The 19,773-nt window shown below is 32.4% G+C and carries 18 protein-coding genes; 9 read left to right on the forward strand and 9 right to left on the reverse strand.

Annotated features, from left to right (window positions below):
• The first annotated feature begins 205 nt into the window (after positions 1 to 205).
• Positions 206 to 835, forward strand: coding sequence for a nitroreductase family protein (locus BXU01_RS00005; RefSeq protein ID WP_083691123.1), 630 nt, complete (start codon positions 206 to 208; stop codon positions 833 to 835).
• Positions 836 to 995: 160 nt separating this feature from the next.
• Here BXU01_RS00005 and BXU01_RS00010 read toward each other — a convergent pair whose 3' ends face one another.
• Together BXU01_RS00010 and BXU01_RS00015 are read right to left on the reverse strand one after the other, a co-directional pair.
• Entirely contained in the window at positions 996 to 1,874 is an 879-nt protein-coding gene (locus BXU01_RS00010) for an NAD(P)H-binding protein (protein ID WP_083691124.1), read from the reverse strand.
• Positions 1,875 to 1,952: 78 nt separating this feature from the next.
• Entirely contained in the window at positions 1,953 to 2,522 is a 570-nt protein-coding gene (locus BXU01_RS00015) for a Crp/Fnr family transcriptional regulator (protein WP_083691125.1), read from the reverse strand.
• Positions 2,523 to 2,729: 207 nt separating this feature from the next.
• Here BXU01_RS00015 and BXU01_RS00020 point away from each other — a divergent pair, with 207 nt between their 5' ends.
• The 4 genes from BXU01_RS00020 (at position 2,730) to BXU01_RS00035 (ending at position 8,352) form a co-directional block, all read left to right on the forward strand.
• Complete coding sequence (locus tag BXU01_RS00020) at positions 2,730 to 3,824, forward strand: adenylate/guanylate cyclase domain-containing protein (RefSeq protein ID WP_206196590.1); 1,095 nt, start codon at positions 2,730 to 2,732, stop codon at positions 3,822 to 3,824.
• A gap of 299 nt (positions 3,825 to 4,123) precedes the next feature.
• Positions 4,124 to 4,528 carry a helix-turn-helix transcriptional regulator gene (locus BXU01_RS00025; RefSeq protein WP_083691127.1) on the forward strand — a complete coding sequence of 135 codons (405 nt, stop codon included), beginning with the start codon at positions 4,124 to 4,126 and terminating at the stop codon, positions 4,526 to 4,528.
• 383 nt (positions 4,529 to 4,911) lie between these two features.
• Positions 4,912 to 6,507: a DUF6119 family protein gene (locus tag BXU01_RS00030; protein ID WP_083691128.1), complete on the forward strand. Its 1,596-nt coding sequence runs from the start codon at positions 4,912 to 4,914 to the stop codon at positions 6,505 to 6,507.
• A gap of 99 nt (positions 6,508 to 6,606) precedes the next feature.
• Positions 6,607 to 8,352 (forward strand): hypothetical protein, encoded by a 1,746-nt coding sequence (locus BXU01_RS00035; RefSeq protein WP_123773891.1) that lies wholly within the window; start codon positions 6,607 to 6,609, stop codon positions 8,350 to 8,352.
• A gap of 197 nt (positions 8,353 to 8,549) precedes the next feature.
• Here the strand turns inward: BXU01_RS00035 and BXU01_RS00040 are convergent, their stop codons facing one another.
• From BXU01_RS00040 to BXU01_RS00065, 6 genes are all read right to left on the reverse strand, one after another.
• Positions 8,550 to 9,128: a DUF4833 domain-containing protein gene (locus BXU01_RS00040; protein ID WP_083691130.1), complete on the reverse strand. Its 579-nt coding sequence runs from the start codon at positions 9,126 to 9,128 to the stop codon at positions 8,550 to 8,552.
• A gap of 469 nt (positions 9,129 to 9,597) precedes the next feature.
• Positions 9,598 to 10,029, reverse strand: coding sequence for a GtrA family protein (locus tag BXU01_RS00045; RefSeq protein ID WP_083691131.1), 432 nt, complete (start codon positions 10,027 to 10,029; stop codon positions 9,598 to 9,600).
• Entirely contained in the window at positions 10,029 to 10,715 is a 687-nt protein-coding gene (locus BXU01_RS00050) for a CDP-alcohol phosphatidyltransferase family protein (RefSeq protein WP_083691132.1), read from the reverse strand. The genes BXU01_RS00045 and BXU01_RS00050 overlap by 1 nt, the downstream gene beginning before the upstream one ends.
• A gap of 153 nt (positions 10,716 to 10,868) precedes the next feature.
• Positions 10,869 to 11,675: a phytanoyl-CoA dioxygenase family protein gene (locus BXU01_RS00055; RefSeq protein WP_083691133.1), complete on the reverse strand. Its 807-nt coding sequence runs from the start codon at positions 11,673 to 11,675 to the stop codon at positions 10,869 to 10,871.
• Between the two features lie 230 nt (positions 11,676 to 11,905).
• Positions 11,906 to 12,694 (reverse strand): SDR family oxidoreductase, encoded by a 789-nt coding sequence (locus tag BXU01_RS00060; RefSeq protein WP_083691134.1) that lies wholly within the window; start codon positions 12,692 to 12,694, stop codon positions 11,906 to 11,908.
• Between the two features lie 42 nt (positions 12,695 to 12,736).
• Entirely contained in the window at positions 12,737 to 13,249 is a 513-nt protein-coding gene (locus BXU01_RS00065; protein ID WP_083691135.1) for a hypothetical protein, read from the reverse strand.
• 188 nt (positions 13,250 to 13,437) lie between these two features.
• Here BXU01_RS00065 and BXU01_RS00070 point away from each other — a divergent pair, with 188 nt between their 5' ends.
• From BXU01_RS00070 to BXU01_RS00085, 4 genes are all read left to right on the forward strand, one after another.
• On the forward strand, positions 13,438 to 14,205 hold the full coding sequence (locus tag BXU01_RS00070) for a phosphatase PAP2 family protein (protein WP_083691136.1): 768 nt from the start codon (positions 13,438 to 13,440) through the stop codon (positions 14,203 to 14,205).
• Positions 14,206 to 14,398: 193 nt separating this feature from the next.
• Positions 14,399 to 16,780 (forward strand): TonB-dependent receptor, encoded by a 2,382-nt coding sequence (locus BXU01_RS00075; RefSeq protein WP_083691137.1) that lies wholly within the window; start codon positions 14,399 to 14,401, stop codon positions 16,778 to 16,780.
• A gap of 25 nt (positions 16,781 to 16,805) precedes the next feature.
• The gene (locus BXU01_RS00080; RefSeq protein WP_206196591.1) at positions 16,806 to 17,540 is read left to right on the forward strand and encodes a hypothetical protein; all 735 of its coding nucleotides are present in this window, start codon (positions 16,806 to 16,808) and stop codon (positions 17,538 to 17,540) included.
• A gap of 82 nt (positions 17,541 to 17,622) precedes the next feature.
• Positions 17,623 to 18,039 carry a cyclophilin-like fold protein gene (locus BXU01_RS00085; RefSeq protein ID WP_083691139.1) on the forward strand — a complete coding sequence of 139 codons (417 nt, stop codon included), beginning with the start codon at positions 17,623 to 17,625 and terminating at the stop codon, positions 18,037 to 18,039.
• Positions 18,040 to 18,126: 87 nt separating this feature from the next.
• Here the strand turns inward: BXU01_RS00085 and BXU01_RS00090 are convergent, their stop codons facing one another.
• Positions 18,127 to 19,632 (reverse strand): family 43 glycosylhydrolase, encoded by a 1,506-nt coding sequence (locus BXU01_RS00090; protein ID WP_083691140.1) that lies wholly within the window; start codon positions 19,630 to 19,632, stop codon positions 18,127 to 18,129.
• Between the last annotated feature and the right edge of the window lie 141 nt (positions 19,633 to 19,773).

The raw sequence follows: 19,773 nt of genomic DNA on the forward strand, positions 1-19,773 counted from the left end.
TTTATAGATAAATTCAGTTAATTATTCTTTTAAATTATATTATTAAAGATTATTAATCTTTAAACAAATATAATAATGCAGGAAAACAGATAAATATTCTTTTGTGACCGAAGATGATTGACTTGGAGTTTCCCAGAGCGCTTTAAAAACTCGAAAAAGAAAACAATATCATTTATATTTGCCAAAAATTAAGACAGACATAGCAATGAATTTGATAGAAAATTTAAAATGGCGCTACGCCACAAAAGCTTATAATAACATTAAAGTAACAGAAGAGAAGATCGATCAGATCTTAGAGGCTATAAATCTTTCAGCATCTTCTTGTGGTCTGCAATCTTACCGTGTTTTTGTTGTAAGCAATCCGGAAATTCAAAAAAAATTAGGTGCTGATTCGTATAATGGACAGATTAGCTCTTGCTCTCATTTGTTGGTTTTTGCCGCATTCAATGATATGTCTTCGACTTACATTGACGATTATATGGCAATGACAGAAAAGCAAAGAGGTCTTGACGCCGGTGCCTTATCAGGATTTAAAAATGGACTACATTCCTATTTTAGCGCTATTAATGCAGAACAAAAAGCCAATTGGGCGGCCAAACAGGCTTATATTGCACTAGGAACGGCACTTATTGCTGCGGCAGAATTGAAAGTGGATGCCACTCCTATTGAAGGATTTAATGCCGCCACTATCGATGCCGTTTTGGGTTTGAAAGAAAAAGGACTGCATTCTACAGTTATCCTTGCTTTAGGATATCGTGATTCGGAAAAAGACTATATGGCAGCTACGAAAAAAGTTCGTTTACCTATAGATGAAATGATAACTAAAGTTTACTAATAAAAATTTAAAACAATACTAGATTTTGCTGCTGTTAGAATTTTAAAAAAGGAATTCGGAAATAACAAACGTGTCCGAAGTCTCCCGACTTCGGACAGCTGGGTTTCCCTCATTTAATGTGTTTCCGAATTCCTACGGTATTTGCATTAATGTTTTGGCTTCAATTTATTTTAGGAACCAAATTTTCAATCATCCACTCTCTAATGGTTGTAGTTCTTGAAGCAGCCTCTGTTCTTGGCTCTGAGTCATATAAACCATTACCAATTGCCGTCAACATTTCTGTTAAAGAGATTGCAAATGCTTCGCTTGTATGATGTTTTTCCAACAGCGTTCTTATATAACTCTCTTTTGAAATCTCCATAAAGTGAATAGGCTTTCCTGTTAATATACTCATTTGTCTTGCAATCTCATTATAGCTAATATCTTCCGGAACAAAAACTGTAACTCCTTCAACGCCAGTCCAGGTATTATCCGTCAAAAATTCTACAGCTTTTGATGCGATATCTTTTACGGCGATTTGCGGTGATTTATAATTTCCGTCCATTGGCAAAGAAAATACTCCCTGTTGTTTTAGAGATGCCATTTGATACAAAAGGGTTTCAAAAAATACCGGACAGCGCAATGCCCTTACTGATGCTCCGCATTGGCTAATTATATCTTCCCCTTTGTGCAGAGCTGTGACAAGACCTGCCTGCAAATTGCTTTCTTTACCGCCGCTGGATAAATAAACGACTCTTTTTGTACCCGCATTTTTAATTGATTTTGAAGCTACTTTTGCAAAATCTTCATAATAGCCATTTACATCTTGCTGGGTATTGCTTTGAGGTACACAAAAATAAAGAGTATCGCAGCCACGTAGTGCCTCTGTAAATTCATATTCGTTGAGCAAAGAACCTGTGGCAACTTCTACTTTTTCTAAAATATCAGCTGGTATTTTTTGAGGATCCCTTAAAAAAATTTTAACCCTTTGCCCCTGCTCTACTAATTGTCGAAGAATTATTGAACCTGTATTTCCTGTTGGCGTTGTTACTAAAATCATAATTGAACTTTTCTATGTTTGTTGAAGTGCAAAGATGATAAGAGCATATTTTGTAAACGTTGTCCTATGTTCACATTTTTAGATCTTTGATTTTAATCTGCTTAATGTTTGAGGAGTAAGTCCCAGGTAAGATGCAACCATTTTATTCGATAGCCTCGTGAGCAATTTTGTTTGATTTGTTAAAACCCAACGGACTTTTTCTACCGCATCCAGACCTTGAAAACAATATATACGTTCCTGGGATTTTATGTAGGCTAATTCTAAAATCTGTCTGTAAATAAACCCAAACTGCGGAACGATGTCTACCAAATGAAAGTAATCTTCGCGGTTTATCACTAATAGTTCCGAAGGTTCAATAGTCTGCATAAATTCAAATGAAGGTTGTTGATTGATTAAACTGGAGAGTGCAGTTCCTAAGGAATCTTCAAAATGAAAATATCTTGTTGACTCTTCCCCTTCTTTATTAATGTTAAATAGTCGGATACAGCCTTTATTGACAAAGTAGAAATTATTACAGATTTCACCCTCTTTCAAAAGAAATTCGTTTCTTTTAGTTTTCCTAAATTTAAAATACGAGTAAATATAAGAAAGTGTCTTATCGTCAATTTCAGTTCTTGATTTAAAATATTTTTCTAATTGTTTATACACATTAAATATTTTTAGGTTTCATTAAAAGCAGTGAACCGCAAAGTTACAGATTGTCTCGATTTCAACAGTAAAGTATATTTCATTAAAATTATTCCAGCTATAAATAATTTTCTGCCTCGTAAAAACGATCAATTCCCTTGGCGTCTTCAAATTTTAAGGCTATATAAACACGCCAAAAATGAATATCTTTGAAGTTTACCGACTTAGATGATGATAATACCAAAATACAAAAGAAACATTAATCGTATTTTACCATTTGGTTTAATATGGCTGGTATTTAGTTTAATTTATACGATCCTTGAGCGAGGGCTCTTAGGCGACCTAAACTTTTACCCTTCATCTGGTAATCAATATGTTTTTAGCAGAAATATTATAGTGATTCCGCTGTTGGCTACTATATTTGGAACAATAATAGGTATACTTGAAATCCTTTACTTTAATAAATGGTTTATTCGGATTAGCTTCACTAAAAAAATTTTATACAAATCTTCGATTTACCTGCTCATCATTATCTTCCTTCTGATAATCATATTCCTGACAACCGCTAATGAAATTCCTGCTGCAATTTCCAGTAAGGGCTTTTGGCTTTTACTGTTAGACTTTTTTACGGACTATTCGTTTCTGGGAATCCTAACCTATATTGCCAGCATTATTCTAATGACCCAGTTCTACACTGAGGTAAGTGAAAGTATGGGAACAGGTCTTCTCAGTAATTTTTTCCTCGGAAAATACAATAAACCTGTCGAAGAAGACAGAATATTTATGTTTCTGGACATGAAATCATCTACGACGATTGCCGAAAAGTTAGGACATGTCGTATATTTTGAAATGCTTCAACAGTATTTTTCAGATCTGAGTGGTCCTGTAATTGACTGTGCGGGAGAAATATATCAGTATGCGGGAGACGAAATGATTATATCCTGGAGATTAGAAAAAGGAGTAAAAGACAATACTTGTATACGGTGCTTTTTTGGTATGAAAGAATCCTTAATGGATAAATCAATTGTCTATAAAGAAAAATATGGCTTAGTTCCGCAATTTAAAGCCGGAATACATTGCGGAAAAGTTACAACTGGAGAAATAGGTGTCTTAAAAAAAGAAATCATATTTACCGGTGATGTACTTAACACAACAGCACGAATTGAAGGTCTATGTAACAATTATAATGTAGATATTTTAGTATCTGACTCAGTTATTGAGAAGCTTAACCTTAGTCCTAACTACAAAATAGAATCAGTAGGAAAAAACACTTTGAGGGGTAAAGACATACAATTTGAATTATTTACATTGTATCCCATATAATCCAGAGAAAATAAATATCAGTAAGCAATATGAGTTTTGAAAGGTTTTCTCTAAAACATAAAACAGGATCAATCCGCTACACGACATTCAAACCAAATTGTTTAAGCTATATAAAGACATGTTCTACCAGACGCCAATCTCTTTAAATCGTCGATAAAATTTATAGAAATTTGTACAGTTGAGGTCACAAAATTAAAATCCCATTTTTAACGAGATGGGATTTTTTTTTTATCTTTGAAATGCAGGATTTTTAATTCAAATGGCTTTATCTTTGAGCCTCTAGAAAATCAATATTCATTATGGAACAGAAAATACATCAGGGTAAAAACGTAAAGCGCTTCAGAGAAATGCTTAACATAAAGCAAGAAGCATTAGCTTATGATCTGGGAAATGACTGGAATCAGAAGAAAATTTCTATGCTGGAGCAGAAAGATGTTATTGAAGACAATCTGTTGAAACAAATTTCGGCTGTATTAAAAATTCCTGTTGAAGCTTTTCAAAATTTTGATGAAGAACATGCTGTGAATTTAATTTCGTGTAGTTTCTCAGATAATGCAATGTTCAATAATAAAATTGAAACTTTTAACAACAATCCTATTGAGGAAATTAAAAAACTTCATGAAGAAAAAATCGCTTTATTTGAACGTATGTTGAAAGAGAAAGATGAAATGATGGTGAGGCTTGAGAAATTGATTGGTAAATAATTTTTTATAGAAGATATATAATTTAAAAAAGAGACTTTTTGAGTCTCTTTTTTGTTTTAGAATATTGTTTACGGGTGCGAAGTCAGGAGACATTAGCTCAGCTTTTCATAAGAGGTCTTCGAAAAGTAGGGATTTTTTTTCATCACAGATTATTTAATTCACATAATATTCTATCTCGCCTCTTGAATTAGCCTATTTTTTTCAACTAAAAAAAATGTTATTTCAAAAACCAGTATTTATACTTACTAATTTATGCAACTTAATAGATAAGTTTGATAACAACAAATAAGTTAATAAATTATGGTTTTCCGTAAAGAAGCAAGAAATTAAATACTAATATTTGTTTTTATTGTTTAAGTTCAATTAAAAACATTCAAAATCATATGGCAAAAAGTAGAGGTTTCTCGATTTATCTATTAAAAGATATATTTACTCCCGAAAATGCATTGAAAGATGGCCACAATCTACAATTATTAGCAGAAGAGAATACAAATCTTCCTGATAATTCGATCATGTATTTATCTGATACTCCAATAAGCCCTCCATGGTGGAAAAATTACTGGGGAATACATAAAGACTTATATCAAATGCAAAAAGGAAGCTTAATCTTTCTTCCTATAGATAACAACTGGATAGTACTGACATTTGGTAGTACTTATCATCAACTAAAAGATAATTCCTATCATTATGATTTTGGATTAAAAACAACATTAAATGCACTTGATCCTGACAAAATTAAATCTACCGATATTTTGCAGCCTGAAAATGCAAAAAGACAAAGGGTACAGAGTCCAACGGCCTCAAGTCTAAATTTCTTTGACATCAGACATGATGAAAATATAATAAAAAAATTAACAGGTGCTGTAAAATCAGAATATATTGATTTATTTCGAAATGCAACTGGCGCTAGTAGTCTTCGAATTTCTTCAAAATTACCACCAGAAGAAATTACAAATTTATGTAAAGAAATTATTGAAATATATAATAAAACTGATTTTATTCAATCTTTTCCAGATATTCAAAATATAGTTCCCGTTAGAGATCCAGACAAAATCAATCAACTTAATCAAAACCTACTAAAAGCTTTTGAAAACGCTCCTCTGGAGCTTGTACTATCGATTCCCGAAATCATCGATTATTTAACATCTTTTAAAATTAAATTCAATGGTGCTGGCAAAACCAATTCTGATTATAATGATGTATATATAGCTGATTATAGAGCCTACCTTGAAGAACGCAACATAAATGAAATTAATGATGTTAATATCTTTTATAATCACCATATGTCTATTATTGATGAAAATGGTGTCCAAATTAAACAATTTAGCATCTATAAATGTTTTCTATATGACTGCGAAATCGACGGCATAACTTACCATTTAACAGAAGGAGAATGGTATTTAATTGATAAAGAATATATCAAAAAATTAGAAAACACTCTTAATCCTTACTTTTTAGATTCACATTCATTCTTACATCCTTGTGATTCTCAACGGGAGGATAATTATAATGAATCTGTAAAAAATGCTAACACAAATGTAATCTGTTTAGATAAAAAAAACATTTCAGTTACTGGACAAACCCAAATAGAACCTTGCGATTTAATTACTATCCTTGGAAATAAAGTAAACTTAATTCATATAAAGATTTCAACTCGTTCTTCAAGTCTCAGCCATCTATTCAATCAAGGAGTAAATTCAATTGAATTGCTTAGAATGGAAGAAGAATCAAAAGAAAAATTAAAAGCACTTGTTAACGATATTAACTTTGATAATTTAATAGATAAAGGAGAATTCAGTGTAACTTATGGAATTATCACTAAGAAGGATCCTATTGGCAAATCAAGTAAACTGCCTATATTTTCTCGTATAAGTTTACTTAGAGCGGTTAACTCTTTAAAATTAATGAATATTACTTGTTCAATATATTTTATCTACGATAATGTAGATCGAAAAAAAATTAATATAGAGAAAGAATAGGACTCTTGCAACAAAATCCTTTAATAAGCATCCAAATTCAAATTGTTAGGATTATACATTAATTATCTTAGTGCTGTAAATAAATTAAATTATACAAATATGATGGGGATTATAGTTAAGTTTTCAGAATTCTATGCAAAACCTGCTCCTATTGACTCAATTTCGCTCTTAAAATCCATACCAAAAGAAGAGTTAATCGCTACAATTTCAGCCATTAATGCACACTTGAATCCTATAACAAGTTCACATCTTGACGACTCTAGAAAAACTCAAATTAAATGCATAAGGGTGATTTTTCTAGATACTGAAAACTCTCTCCGAAATTCTTTTTGCACTCAAATTCTTAGCAGGTATTCTCAATTTCCTAAACAATACGCTCTATTTACCAGGAGCGCCTGTCTTTATGCTCTTCAAGAAATAATAGCAAACAATAGTTTTGCGCCAGAAACTCCTGAATATAATTTTGATCTACGTGAAAGAATTTTTAAATATCTATTGTGCGTAAATGAAAGAATTCAAGCACAGAACGACAATTTTAACGAAAACGATCATGCCCAGCTTGGAGAGAAATTTTTTGAATATTTTGCATTTAAACTATTACCTTTCAATCAGTATAATTATACCTTCAATTCAATAAATTCACTTTACAAATCTTGGACTCTTTTTAAAAATTTAAAAAACAATTCGTTTTTTGAACCTCATATTACTAATTACCTTAAAGAGCAGTTTAACGTTGAAGACATGGAAGATTTCTTCAAAAAGCAGATGTATACTTATTTTGGAAGTTACGATCGTAAATTACAATTAAATTATATAAATATTCGACCAGAAGAGACTGAGCAAATAAAAATTCTTGATAAATTAAGCCAGCGGAATAATTTTCCCCTTCCGAATGATAATGATCTAAATATTTTCAATTTTTTAGAAATTAAGAAAAGTCCACTTTATCGTAATTATAAAAAAGACGGTAAAGATCATATTACTTATGTAATGCTTGATAGTGATTTTTTTTTAGATAAATTATATGCCCTTTTCATTAATGATTTTTGGTTTGATTATTTGCAACCAAAAGATATTTGCACCCGTAATGATTGGGGGAGTTTTATTGGGACGGATTTCTTTGAACCTTTCATTGAAAATATATTTAAAGAAGCATTCCACAACCATAATAGAATTATTTTCAGGTCAACAGATCAGTTAAAGTTTACTTTACCGCGAACAACAGAAACAGAATATGCTGATTTTTACATTCGAGACAAATCCAACATAATTTTAGCTGAGGCAAAAAGTAACTTTTTACCAGCAAACAATGGTTTAAAAACGGTAAAAGATATTAATGACTACAGTAATTTAAGAATGGATGATTTCTATAAAAATTATGGATTAAAACAACTTGCTTTAAAAACAGTTATCAAATTTCATCAATACAAGACTTTTATTGAAGACGATCAAAATGTATTATCAAAAAAAATCACAATATTTCCCGTACTTATCGTAAACGACCCCATTTTAAGTTCAGGAACTGTAGCATTAGCTTTTAGATTGAAATTTATAGAATATTTAAAAGACAATAATTTTGAGATTGAAAATTCAATACATCGAATTATGCCTTTAGCAATTATTAACATAACTGAATTACAGCAAATGGAACAAAGCCTTCATGATCGTGAAGAAAATATTTTTAACTTTCTTCGTTATTTATTTTCCATAACTAATCCTGCAAGAATAGCTTTTGAAGGCAATTTCATTGTATTGCGTACTTTTGAACAGGTACTTGGCAAGCATATAAAAAATAAATTGATAGCTCAAAGAGTAATTAACTTAAAGAAATGGTTTAAAAAATAAATTTCTAACAGCAGCTTAGTATTATAGAGAGTTCAGAACTGAGTTTTTTTAGTCTTTAAAATAAAACCCTATAGCAATGATTTGTAATCCGTGCCGCAGAATATATCTTGACATATTAAAAAAAGAAAATCCATTTTTTATTAATATAGGAAAGTTCACGGAAAGAATTTCCGCGCTATAGTTTGTACGTAATAATCTCATTTCAACAACATTCTTTCAGTAATTATTTTATTTGAGGAAGTCTCAATTCCGGTAACTTCGGCATATTTTACATTTGGTAGCCAAAAAGAACCTCCTTCAATGCGCACAAATATTTTTTCTACTTGTATTTTTTTCTGATTCACGCTTACAAAAACATGATATTTTTGATCTGAATTTATCTTTTTCAAGGTAAAAGGCAACTTTTTATACGATACAAATTGGAGTTCAAACTCTTCATTATCTAAAGTTTTACTTTCTAGTCCATATGCGAATTTGCGCTGCATATAATTAAAGTCTTTCTTCTCCCCTTTCTCAGCATATCGAATCCAATAGGCTTTTATGGGATTGCTTTTGTCTATTTTTCCGTTTTCCTGGTAGTTTATGGCATAAATAGCGGTATTTATGTTAGGATCACGCTGAATATAAAATAGCATATTATCTATATTTTTTGGCGTTGGAAAATGCAATGGCGATGGATTTTTGGATTGTGCCAATAGATTGCCGGAAATTATATTTACTAAGATCGTTATAACGATTAGTGATTTTGTAAAATATTTAAATGATAATTTATTCATAAACGAAATATTTATATTCTAATTTGAAACTGTTGGGTGTAATTATTTTAACACATAGAAACATAGATACGGGACGCTTAAAAAAGGCGTTTCACTTGTTTAAACAAACATAGTTGGTTATGTGTTAAAACTAAATTTCTTTTTGTTTTCTTCTTTTATATATAAAATCTATCCCGAGGCTTCGAGCAATGTCATTAAGTTAAGCTTTTAGAAAATAAAATTATTGCAAATCAAATCCGTTCTATCCGCGTTTTTACGAAGTAAATCTGTTTTATCAGCGTCAAAATTAGACGCTGATTTTACTGATTAGCAAAAGCGAAAACGCTGATAAAAACGGATTTTCTAATTGCTTTCTTGATTGAACAGTTAAATAATTTTATAGTTTTTCCCTTAACTTAATAACATTGGGCTTCAGGACTATGTGTTGAATAGAAAAGCTACGAATTGGACTTAACCGGTTATTTAGATACTAATTTGATTCGACTACATTCTGTTTTTGGTTGGTTTTAAAAACCCAATATTTAATCAGTGGATAATTAAAACCATAAGAAACAAAACTGTCCGTGATTAATCTTCCGATTCTGTAATCGATTTGAAATGATTTTTGTAAAATAAGCGTACCAAATGATTTCAAGGAAATGCTTCCCAATACCACCAATGCAAATCTAAAAAGCTGACTATTGATACGGCTCCTATAACCGGATTGATTTTTAAATACCCAAAATCTATTGATGCTGAAATTGACAATTGCACCAACGCTTCCTGAGATTAAAATAGAAAAGGTAAAATGCAGTTTAAATACTTCTGTCAATAGAATCATTAATCCATAATCAGTAATGCCGCCTAAAAATGCCGCCACTTGTGCTTGTAGAAAAGTTAAAACAGATTTTTTCCGGAACATCAGTCTTGGTTTTTATCTCTTAAATCGCCTAATTTCAAAAGCTTTAAGCTATCTATAACATTGATTATAAATAATACAATAGAGATTAAACCAGCCAAATAGGCAATTGATCCCTGAAACAAAACTTCAATAATTAAAATTAAAGCAATAATAAATCGAAGCTCCGTAGGACCAACAAAGCCGGAATCGATACTGTATTCATTTGTAATTTTATAGCGTAACTGACTAATAATGATAGAACAGCCATATAATGCGACAAAAGCAAAGGCTATTATTTGTGTGCCATTTTTAGCATAAATATAATAGCCAAAACCTATTAGTACAATACCTATCCAGTCGGCAATAATATCGAGGGCAAAACCGTACCAACGACGCGGAATATTTCTATAATAAGCCAATCTTCCGTCTAGTGAATCGCCTAACCAATTTACAGCCAAGCCAATAATACCTAAAAGCAAATACCAATTTGTAAAATAAGTTCCTAAAACAAAAGCCAGAAAAACCAATCCCGAACCAAGCGTACCAATTAAAGTGAGTACGTTTGGCGAAATGAATTTAGGCACCTTTGGAAGCAAAAACACAATCGTTGACTGTTCTGCTCTTTTTAAAATATTAGTTCGCTTACGGTCAGAGAATGTTCTTTGTACAATTGTATTTTTATTTTCAAATTGTGTTTCCTTTTCCATTAATAGCGTAATATTTGCAAGCCTGATAATATAGCCAGTTCTACTTTTGCAATTCTAAATTTTATTTTTCTATGCCCATTTTTAAAAAAATCTGTGGTACGTTTTAGCTTACCTGATCTAACCAGATAACTAAATGCGAGGATAATCAGCATATTATTTAACAATACCCGCAAAACGTTGATAAAAAACCGTTGGGCTGTTCTCATTTTTAGGAGCATATTTTCCTGCTATAATCGGAATGTAAATCACCCTTCTTCTACTCTCTTCGCCACGAATAGAGGATTCTGCCACTCTATGCCACAAACGGCCATCATGAATAGTTAAATCTCCAGCTTCAGGATTGATCGAAACTTCTTTTGGATCAGGTTTATTATCTAAAAAGTATTTTTTACGAAAAAGCATTTGATAAATACCTTGCTTGTGCGTACCCGGAATGATTTTAAGTCCGCCATTTTCTGGTTTTAAAGTGCTTAAGTGAATCCCCACATTTAGCATCGGGTTTAATTTTGCACCATAAAAAATATCTCTTAAACCATCTGTATGCCAACCCATTTTAGTAAACTTACTTTCTGGCCCGTTGATATAATGGTTAAAAACCATTCCGTCTTTTTCTTCAGTTCCTAATCTTGCGCCCTCACCTGCCAATGGCAATAAACCATTAAATCTAGGATCCAGTAAAAGACCGCTTAAGGTTTGATGATGTTGATTGATAAAAGCAAAACGTTGTACAATTGGAGAACCATCCAGATCTTTTCCGTATTTTATGGGAACACCGTTTACTTTTTGAAGGTCATTTTCAATCCAATTTTGCTGCACTTGTTTCGAGGCATCAATGATGGATGAAACAGTTTCGGGATTTATAAATTTTTTGAAATGGATGAAGCCATGTTCGTTAAAAAACGCAATTTGCTCATTAGTTAATTGCTCAGTAAGGGTAAAGGTTTTATAAGAAGATACCATGATAATATAGATTTAATAAATGAAATAATATAGTTTGAAATTTTATCTAAAAGACTGCAACAACAGCAACAACAAAACATTAGCATGTTGGCGTGCATTCGGTTTTCAGATAAATTAAACATATTTTCTCTTTTATTTGACATACTCTATAGAATTAGTAGAATTTAATACAAACTTAATATAATTTTTCTTTTTACAAAGAATATTTTTTTATTTATTTTTCGAAAAAATTAAATTTTATAAATCCCGGCTGCGGTTTTTTCGATAAATCCCTTTGGTAGTATGCGATTGGCGTAAACCGAAATAATATTGGTAAACCCCGGAATAACTTCTGATTTTTTGCTGAACATGGCTTTTATGGCCATTTTAGCCACTTCATCAGGTTGCATATTAAACTTTTCGGCCATTTTGCTTAAAGCATTTAAACCTGCTCTTGCGGCAAAACCAGTATCAACCGGACCCGGACTAAAACAGGTTACAGAAACTGAAGTTTGGGCAAGTTCGAAACGCAAGGCACGCGTAAACGATAAAACAAAAGCCTTTGTAGCCGAATAAACTGCCAGCGTAGGTACAGCCTGATAAGCAGCAGTACTTGAAATATTTAAAATGTAGGCTTGTTTTTGTTGTGAAAGTATGGGAACTAATAAATGCGAAAGTTCTACCACTACATTCATGTTCAGTTGCATCATGCCAAGCTGATCACTTAGAGAAGACTGACTAAAATTGCCCCAAACGCCATAACCGGCATTATTAACTAAAATCCCAACCGGATAGCTATTCATTTTTATCCAATCGATTACTTTTAACGATGCATCATTTGTCGAAAGATCAATTGCTAAAATAGCCGCATTGATTCCGTATTTAGTTTGAAGATCATTAGATAGTACTTTTAATTCGGCAGAACTTCTTGCAACAAGCAATAATGGATAACCTTGTTTAGCCAATTCATAAGCAATAGATTTTCCTATGCCTTTGCTGGCTCCGGTTATTAAGGCATATGGTTTCGTTTTTTCGCTCATTTTATTCATTTAATAAATCAAATATAAAGATTAAAGCTATTATTATTTTCTAAAATTATTTCCTCTAGCTTCAATATCTTTTAGACAATGCATCAAACAGCCTCCATATTTATAGAGATATGGCTTATCCATTCTTATTCGAGGTCTATCAGATTCTGGATCTAAATTTTTATAACTAAAATTTTCAAAATTTAAAATGTAATCACCAGCTAAATCATCATAGCTTAAAACTGTAAAATCTGAAAGATTTAATCGTTTTAAAAATTCAACTAAATCTATCTCTTCTAAATCATCTAAATCAGTATTTAATCCTTCATATTCTCCAAGTTTACTAATTTTCTTATCTACATTTAAAATGAATTTTGTATCAATATAAAAATTAAATAACTCGTCAAGTGTCATTCCCTCTTTACATATATTTTGCAAACTTTCAACCGCACCACGTGTTTCATCCTTATATGGGATTATTAAGTAACCATCTTCGTAAAAATGTGGTATTTTATTATCAATTTCTATTTTTTCATCTGCGAAAATAAGAGTAATATGTTGCCCCATTTTTGATCAATTGTTTAAAAGATTAGTTATTGAGTAAAACGAAAATACTCCATTTTTTTATTAACTACATTTATTTCACTCTGTTAAATTTAAGTTCTTAATTTACTTCTTTAAAAATATATGAGATGATACAATTGTTATTTTTTTTATGGCAATACATTTTCATAATATTATTAATATATTTATATATGAGAAATTTTTACTTGTTAACATATTTATTACTTTTTTCCTCCATCACAATTTTTGGGCAGGTTCTAAAAGAAAGAGATAGTATTTATCAGGATACTGTCAAAAACATACACTTTAATTATAAGCAGCTTATTATTCCCGTGGTTTTAATAGGTTACGGTTTTTGGGGTGCTGAAAGCGGACAGATCAAAAGTTTCAATTTTCAAATTCGTGATGAACTAACTGAAAACATAGATCGCAAAGTAACCATTGATGATTTTACCAGATATGTTCCGGCGGTATCAGTTTATGCACTAAATGCTTTTGGAGTAAAAGGCAAGAATAATATGAGAGACCGTTCTGTAATTTTAGCCACTTCTACTATTTTCACTGTTGTAACAGTTTTTGGATTGAAATCAATAACCAATGTAGAGCGGCCAGACGGAACTTCAAATGATTCTTTCCCATCAGGACATACTGCTATTGCTTTTGCCGGAGCCGAATTTCTTTATCAGGAATACAAGGATAAATCAATATGGTATGGTGTTGCAGGTTATGCAATTGCAACAGGAACTGGAATTTTTAGAATGTATAATAACAGGCACTGGCTTACCGATGTAGCCGCCGGAGCCGGAATAGGAATTCTGAGTACTAAAGCCGCATATTGGCTGAACCCTTATATTAACCGAAAATTATTTGGCAAAAATGCTGAAAAAAAATCTACTTCATTTTTAACTCCTTCTTATAACGGGAGAGAATTCCTGATTTGTTATTCTAAAACATTTTAATAAAAAGGTGATGTAATAATTTCATGGTTTGATTACTAAATCAATGCCGTAGGGATAAATTCTGTATTAATCCTGAATTCTTATGTTTTGTAACATACTTTAATTTATTGTTATTTAGAGATCTTAATTAAGACTAAATCTAAATAATTATATTATTTTTGCGGCTCTTATAAACACCCACAATTTAAATTTTATGCACAAATTTTTATACTGTTTTCTGGTAACTCTACTGGTAAGCACAACTACTGTTTTTGCCCAATCTACGGGCGTCATTTCCGGACAAGTGAAACTTGTTGACGGACAGCCATTTGCATCTACTTCTGTTTCTATAGTTGAATTAAATCGCTCAACTCTTACCGATATAAACGGAAATTATAGTTTTAAAAACATTCCTCCTGCAACGTATCATATAAAGATTCAGGCATTAGGTGCTGCTGAAAAAGAAATCGAAACAACTGTAACTTCAGGAGAAACTGTAATAGTTGATTATCAATTGCCAGAAGAAAACGTAATGGCTTTGCAGGAAGTAACAGTTTCTGGTGCTGTTAACAGATTTTCTAAAAAAGAAAGTAAATATGTTGCCCGTTTGCCTCTTAAAAATCTTGAAAATCCACAAGTTTATAATACTGTATCTAAAGAAGTTATCATAGAGCAATCTGCAGTTGATCTTGGAAGTATTTCTAAGAATGTTCCTGGTGCCGGGATTCCAATGACTGCAAATCAGGGACGCGTAACGTTTCGTTCCCGTGGTTTTGAAACAGAACCAAATGCCAGAAATGGTGTGGCAGGTGCAGCTTTCTCCTCAATCGATCCGGCAAACCTGGAGCGTGTTGAAGCTATCAAAGGACCTTCGGCAACTTTGTTTGGAGCAAGTGTGGCCAGCAGTTATGGTGGTGTATACAACCGTGTAACTAAAAAACCTTACAATGATTTTGGCGGAGAAGTTGCCTATTCCGGAGGAAGTTATAATTTTAACCGTCTTACCGTAGATGTAAATACTCCTGTAAATGATGATAAAACCGCATTATTCAGACTTAATGGAGCTACAACACAACAAAAAAGTTTTCAGGATCTTGGTTTTACTAAAAATATTAGCATCGCGCCTAGTTTCTCTTACCAAATTACAGATAAACTTTCGTTATTGCTTGATGTAGAATTTGGTCAGGAACAAGGAACTTCTGTAGTGCGTTTCAATCCATATAATAAAAGTAATACAACGAGATCTATTGTTGATATTGCCTTTCCTTACGAAAGAACTTTCATGAGTAATGATTTGGTTTACAACACACAAATGTTGAACATCTTCGGGCAAATTAATTATAAAATTTCTGAAGAATGGACTTCTCAAACCATTTTCTCGAGAGCACGTTCTACTATCGACGGAAATATTACAGCAATTAATGCATTAAGCGATACTACAGCACGTGTACAGGTAATTTCTGGTAATACCAATTTTATCGCTACAGATCTTCAACAGAATTTTATTGGTGATTTTAAAATAGGAAAGTTTAGAAACCGTATGGTTATCGGCTTGGATTACTATAATAATTACAACGATTTTGACCGATTAACAATCAATACTGATACTTTTGATTTCGTAAATCCTCCTGCAAATTCCGGAACAAACCTGCAAATTGTAAATGCAATGGCTCAGGCAGGAAAAGGTACATTACGTAAAGAAAAAAACAGGGATAATACTTATGCCGCTTATGTATCTGATGTTTTTAATATAACAGACCGATTATTGGCCATGGCAAGTTTACGTGTAGATCGCTACGAATATCTTGGTGTTTACAACATTGCAACAGGTGTTACTGCTGGCGGACTTGGTGCTAATGGTACTTCTGCAGGTCCATACAACCAAACGTCACTTTCACAAAAAATGGGTTTAGTATATGAATTAAGCAAAGATCATTTATCATTGTTTTCGAACTACATGAATGGTTTCCTGAATAAAAGTGGACAAGCTCTTGATGGAACTGCATTTAAACCGGAACATGCCAACCAGTTAGAGTTTGGTGTAAAAGGAGATGTTTTTGAGCACCGTCTTGTAGGAACATTAAGCTACTACGATATTCAGGTTGCAAATTCATTAAGACAAGATCCTACAGATCCTACCTATTCTATTCAGGATGGTACACAGCGAAGCAAAGGTTTTGAAGCAGAGTTTACTGCAAATCCATTTTCGGGACTAAATATCATTGCTGGTTACGCTTATAATGATAGTAAATATACAAAAGCAGACGCGACGGTAAATGGCTTACGCCCTGCCCTTTCAGGTCCAGCAAATACTGTAAACTTATGGTTAAGCTATCGTGTACCGGAAGGTAAATTTGAAGGATTTGGTGCCGGATTTGGTGGTAATTACGGAAGCATGTCTTACGTTATTAATACACAAACAACCAAAGTTACAATCCCGGAATATAAAATGCTGGATGCTGCTTTATATTACGATCAGCCAAAATACAGAATTAGCTTTAAAGTGAATAACCTTACCAGCGAAAAAGCATGGAATGTGAGACTTACTCCTCAAGCTCCTGCTCAATTTATTGGTAGTTTTGCATTGAAATTCTAAGTCAATTTTAAAGAATATATATCCGATGAAAAACAAACTGTTAATCAAAATCTTTTTTAGTTTTTGTCTCTATTTCGTTAGTCCAAAAGTGATGGCAAGCGCTTACTGGATAGATATAAAAGGCTCCAATAAAATCAATGAACCTGTAAACATTGAATTATGTTATGGCAGCATGGATGAATATGGTGTACGACACAGAGATACCGGAAAAGAACTTCAGTTAGCAGGAGATTTTCAAATTCGAATTTTTGATGCTAAAGGCAATGAGCAGGAATTAAAACTTGTGCTTCAAAAAGATTCCTGGCTTGCCGTTTTTACTCCAAAAAGCGAAGGACAATATCGTATTATCGGTATTAATGATAAACATCCTGTTGTAGATCGTTCTGCTTCAGGAGGCGAAAACATTTTACCTATTGATTATATTGCAGCTGTATACAAGGTAGGCAACTTTAAAACATCAGATATTAATCCGGTTCAAAAGCTTGATCTTATAACAATTTCTGAGAATGGAAAGGTAACAGTTAAGGCTTTTCTTGATGGAAAAGCATCAAAATCGGGTACAAAACTTCGTGTTTTTAATCCTGAAAACTGGGAGAAAGAACTGGTTCTTAACAAAGATGGTGAAGCAGTTTTCTACCCTACAATGAAAGGATTATACATCATTCGTCAGGATTGGAATGAGCCTGTTTCAGGAATTTACAAAAATATTAATTACTCCAGCAAACGTCATCGCTGCAATTACTATTTACTGCATCAGTAAGCATTTGTAATCACTTTTTTGATAACATTATTATGAATTAAACCAGCAGAATTTTTCCTTATATCTGAAATACAAAACTCATATGAAAACTTTACTGACTTCTCTATTTTTAGTATTAATAATTATTCCTTCGTTTGGTCAAAGTCAGAAATTAAAAATAACGACCGGCAAAACGGTACTATACGCTGAGTTTACAGATAGCGAAACCACAAAAGACTTTATTAAAATGCTGCCTTTAACATTAAACATGAATGATCTTAGCGGAAGAGAAAAATACAGTGGAATTTCAAGAGAATTATCCAAAAACGGAAGCGTAAAAACATCCTTTCAAAAGGGAGATATATCCTATTGGCTTGAAGGAGGAATTGCTGTATTCTATAATCAGGATGATCATGAAGTAAAAGCAGGGTTAATTGTTTTGGCTAAAATTGAAAAAGGAATTGAAATTTTTAAAGAATCAGATTCCATGCAGGTTAAATTTGAATTTATTCAAAAATAAGCATAAAGCCTCCTTACTTTTACTGGAGGCTTTTTATTGTTATTTATTTAAAGAAGATCAATCTTATTTAAGGGAATTAAATCTCTATTAAAGATTTGAATAATTGAAATTTCTAAAAGTTACATTTCCTTCTCCTATGGAGCAAAGTGCGATTCTAAGCCCTAGAAAACCACTTAAAGCGTTATGATTATAAGAGGATACTTCGGCCGAATTTTCAATCTTAAGCCATTGCTTTCCATCAAGACTGTAAAACATATCTAAATTATTTTTAATATTTTTCAGTCGAAGGAATACATGTCTTTTATGTACTTTTTTTTCTGTCTCAAACTGCCATCCCCTTAGATTGGCCAGAATATTTTCTTTATCTGCCAAAATACCTGAATAATAACTGTTATTATAAAAAAGAACAAGGCCGCCAATTGCATCACCTTCTATTTCCATTTCAACTTCAGCCGTGTAAGAATGCCCGGACGGTACACAAACCATCGGCGAACTGTCTCCTACACCATGTCCTTTGCCTTTAATAATTATACTGTTATCTGTAATTTTAAAACGGGAATGATCTACTCCTCCAAAAAATTTCCAATAAGGCTTTAATTCAGAGGTTGAAAAGTTATCACTTTGTGAAAAGCGTTCTACTGCAGTACCTTTTGGCTTGACAATAGGTTTATCCGTTTGTATTTTATCAGGAACTTTATACCAGCCATCCTTTGTCCATTCAACAGGCTGTAAAAGTGTCTGGCGTCCCAAATTATAGTATCCTTTCTCATAAGCATGAAACATCATCCACCATTTACCATTATAGTCCTCAAAAACAGTGCTGTGTCCTTTAGACCACCATCTTTCATCACTGTTTTGAGTTCTCATTACGGGGTTATAAGGCGAATTTTCCCAAGGGCCAAATGGTGTTTTAGAACGTGCAGAAATAACCATATGACTAGTTGAAGGACCTGCAGTTCCCCCTTCTGCAACAGTCAGATAGTAATATTCTCCTCTTTTAAAAAGTTTTGGTCCCTCCATACAGAAACATTCAATTGACCATTCTCTAGGAATAGCCCAGCCATCGTAAGAATGCTTAACTTCTCCAACTGTTTTAAGTCCGTCTTTTGATAAACCAATATAATCCCCATTACTAAAATACAGATAACGGTCGCCTTTGTCATCTGTAATGTGCCCAGGGTCAATATTACCAATTTTAAGATCTATAGGATCACTCCATGGACCACTTATATTATCAGCACTTACTACAAAATTCGTTTTATTTGCAGGAAAATAAATATAATATTTATCATTGTATTTTACAAGATCAGGAGCCCACACATCACCCACATATTTATGTAGTGCACTCGTAACAGGTGTCCAGTTAATTAAATCCTGTGAATGCCAGATAGTAAGCCCTGGATAATAATCAAAAGAGGAATGCACTACATAATAATCTTTACCTTCCCTCAACAAACTCGGATCAGGATAATCCCCTCCAAAGATTGGATTTTGATACGTTGGTTTGTTAGCTAAAGCTTCAGGCTGGTTTTGTCCATTCATAGTAGAGACCAAAAGCATAATTATAAATAGTTGTAGTGTATTTCGTGGCATTATTTTAAAAAATTAGAGTACAATAAAATATAAATATACAATTTCAAATAATACTTATGGTCTTTTTAACTACAAGATCTGGAATTTTATAAAAATCTATTTTTTCTATTTAAAAAATGAATAGTACCATTTATAACTTGT

The organism is [Flexibacter] sp. ATCC 35103 (assembly GCF_001975985.1).
Classification (GTDB): Bacteria; Bacteroidota; Bacteroidia; order Flavobacteriales; family Flavobacteriaceae; genus Flavobacterium.

Excerpts from the sequence above, each read along its gene's own strand:
- BXU01_RS00090 (WP_083691140.1), bottom strand. The coding sequence starts at position 19,632 with ATGCCACGAAATACACTACAACTATTTATAATTATGCTTTTGGTCTCT.
- BXU01_RS00050 (WP_083691132.1), bottom strand. The coding sequence starts at position 10,715 with ATGGAAAAGGAAACACAATTTGAAAATAAAAATACAATTGTACAAAGA.
- BXU01_RS00020 (WP_206196590.1), top strand. The coding sequence starts at position 2,730 with ATGATGATAATACCAAAATACAAAAGAAACATTAATCGTATTTTACCA.
- BXU01_RS00080 (WP_206196591.1), top strand. The coding sequence starts at position 16,806 with ATGAAAAACAAACTGTTAATCAAAATCTTTTTTAGTTTTTGTCTCTAT.
- BXU01_RS00060 (WP_083691134.1), bottom strand. The coding sequence starts at position 12,694 with ATGAGCGAAAAAACGAAACCATATGCCTTAATAACCGGAGCCAGCAAA.
- BXU01_RS00065 (WP_083691135.1), bottom strand. The coding sequence starts at position 13,249 with ATGGGGCAACATATTACTCTTATTTTCGCAGATGAAAAAATAGAAATT.
- BXU01_RS00005 (WP_083691123.1), top strand. The coding sequence starts at position 206 with ATGAATTTGATAGAAAATTTAAAATGGCGCTACGCCACAAAAGCTTAT.
- BXU01_RS00075 (WP_083691137.1), top strand. The coding sequence starts at position 14,399 with ATGCACAAATTTTTATACTGTTTTCTGGTAACTCTACTGGTAAGCACA.
- BXU01_RS00040 (WP_083691130.1), bottom strand. The coding sequence starts at position 9,128 with ATGAATAAATTATCATTTAAATATTTTACAAAATCACTAATCGTTATA.
- BXU01_RS00010 (WP_083691124.1), bottom strand. The coding sequence starts at position 1,874 with ATGATTTTAGTAACAACGCCAACAGGAAATACAGGTTCAATAATTCTT.
- BXU01_RS00035 (WP_123773891.1), top strand. The coding sequence starts at position 6,607 with ATGATGGGGATTATAGTTAAGTTTTCAGAATTCTATGCAAAACCTGCT.
- BXU01_RS00070 (WP_083691136.1), top strand. The coding sequence starts at position 13,438 with ATGAGAAATTTTTACTTGTTAACATATTTATTACTTTTTTCCTCCATC.
- BXU01_RS00055 (WP_083691133.1), bottom strand. The coding sequence starts at position 11,675 with ATGGTATCTTCTTATAAAACCTTTACCCTTACTGAGCAATTAACTAAT.
- BXU01_RS00030 (WP_083691128.1), top strand. The coding sequence starts at position 4,912 with ATGGCAAAAAGTAGAGGTTTCTCGATTTATCTATTAAAAGATATATTT.
- BXU01_RS00085 (WP_083691139.1), top strand. The coding sequence starts at position 17,623 with ATGAAAACTTTACTGACTTCTCTATTTTTAGTATTAATAATTATTCCT.
- BXU01_RS00025 (WP_083691127.1), top strand. The coding sequence starts at position 4,124 with ATGGAACAGAAAATACATCAGGGTAAAAACGTAAAGCGCTTCAGAGAA.
- BXU01_RS00045 (WP_083691131.1), bottom strand. The coding sequence starts at position 10,029 with ATGTTCCGGAAAAAATCTGTTTTAACTTTTCTACAAGCACAAGTGGCG.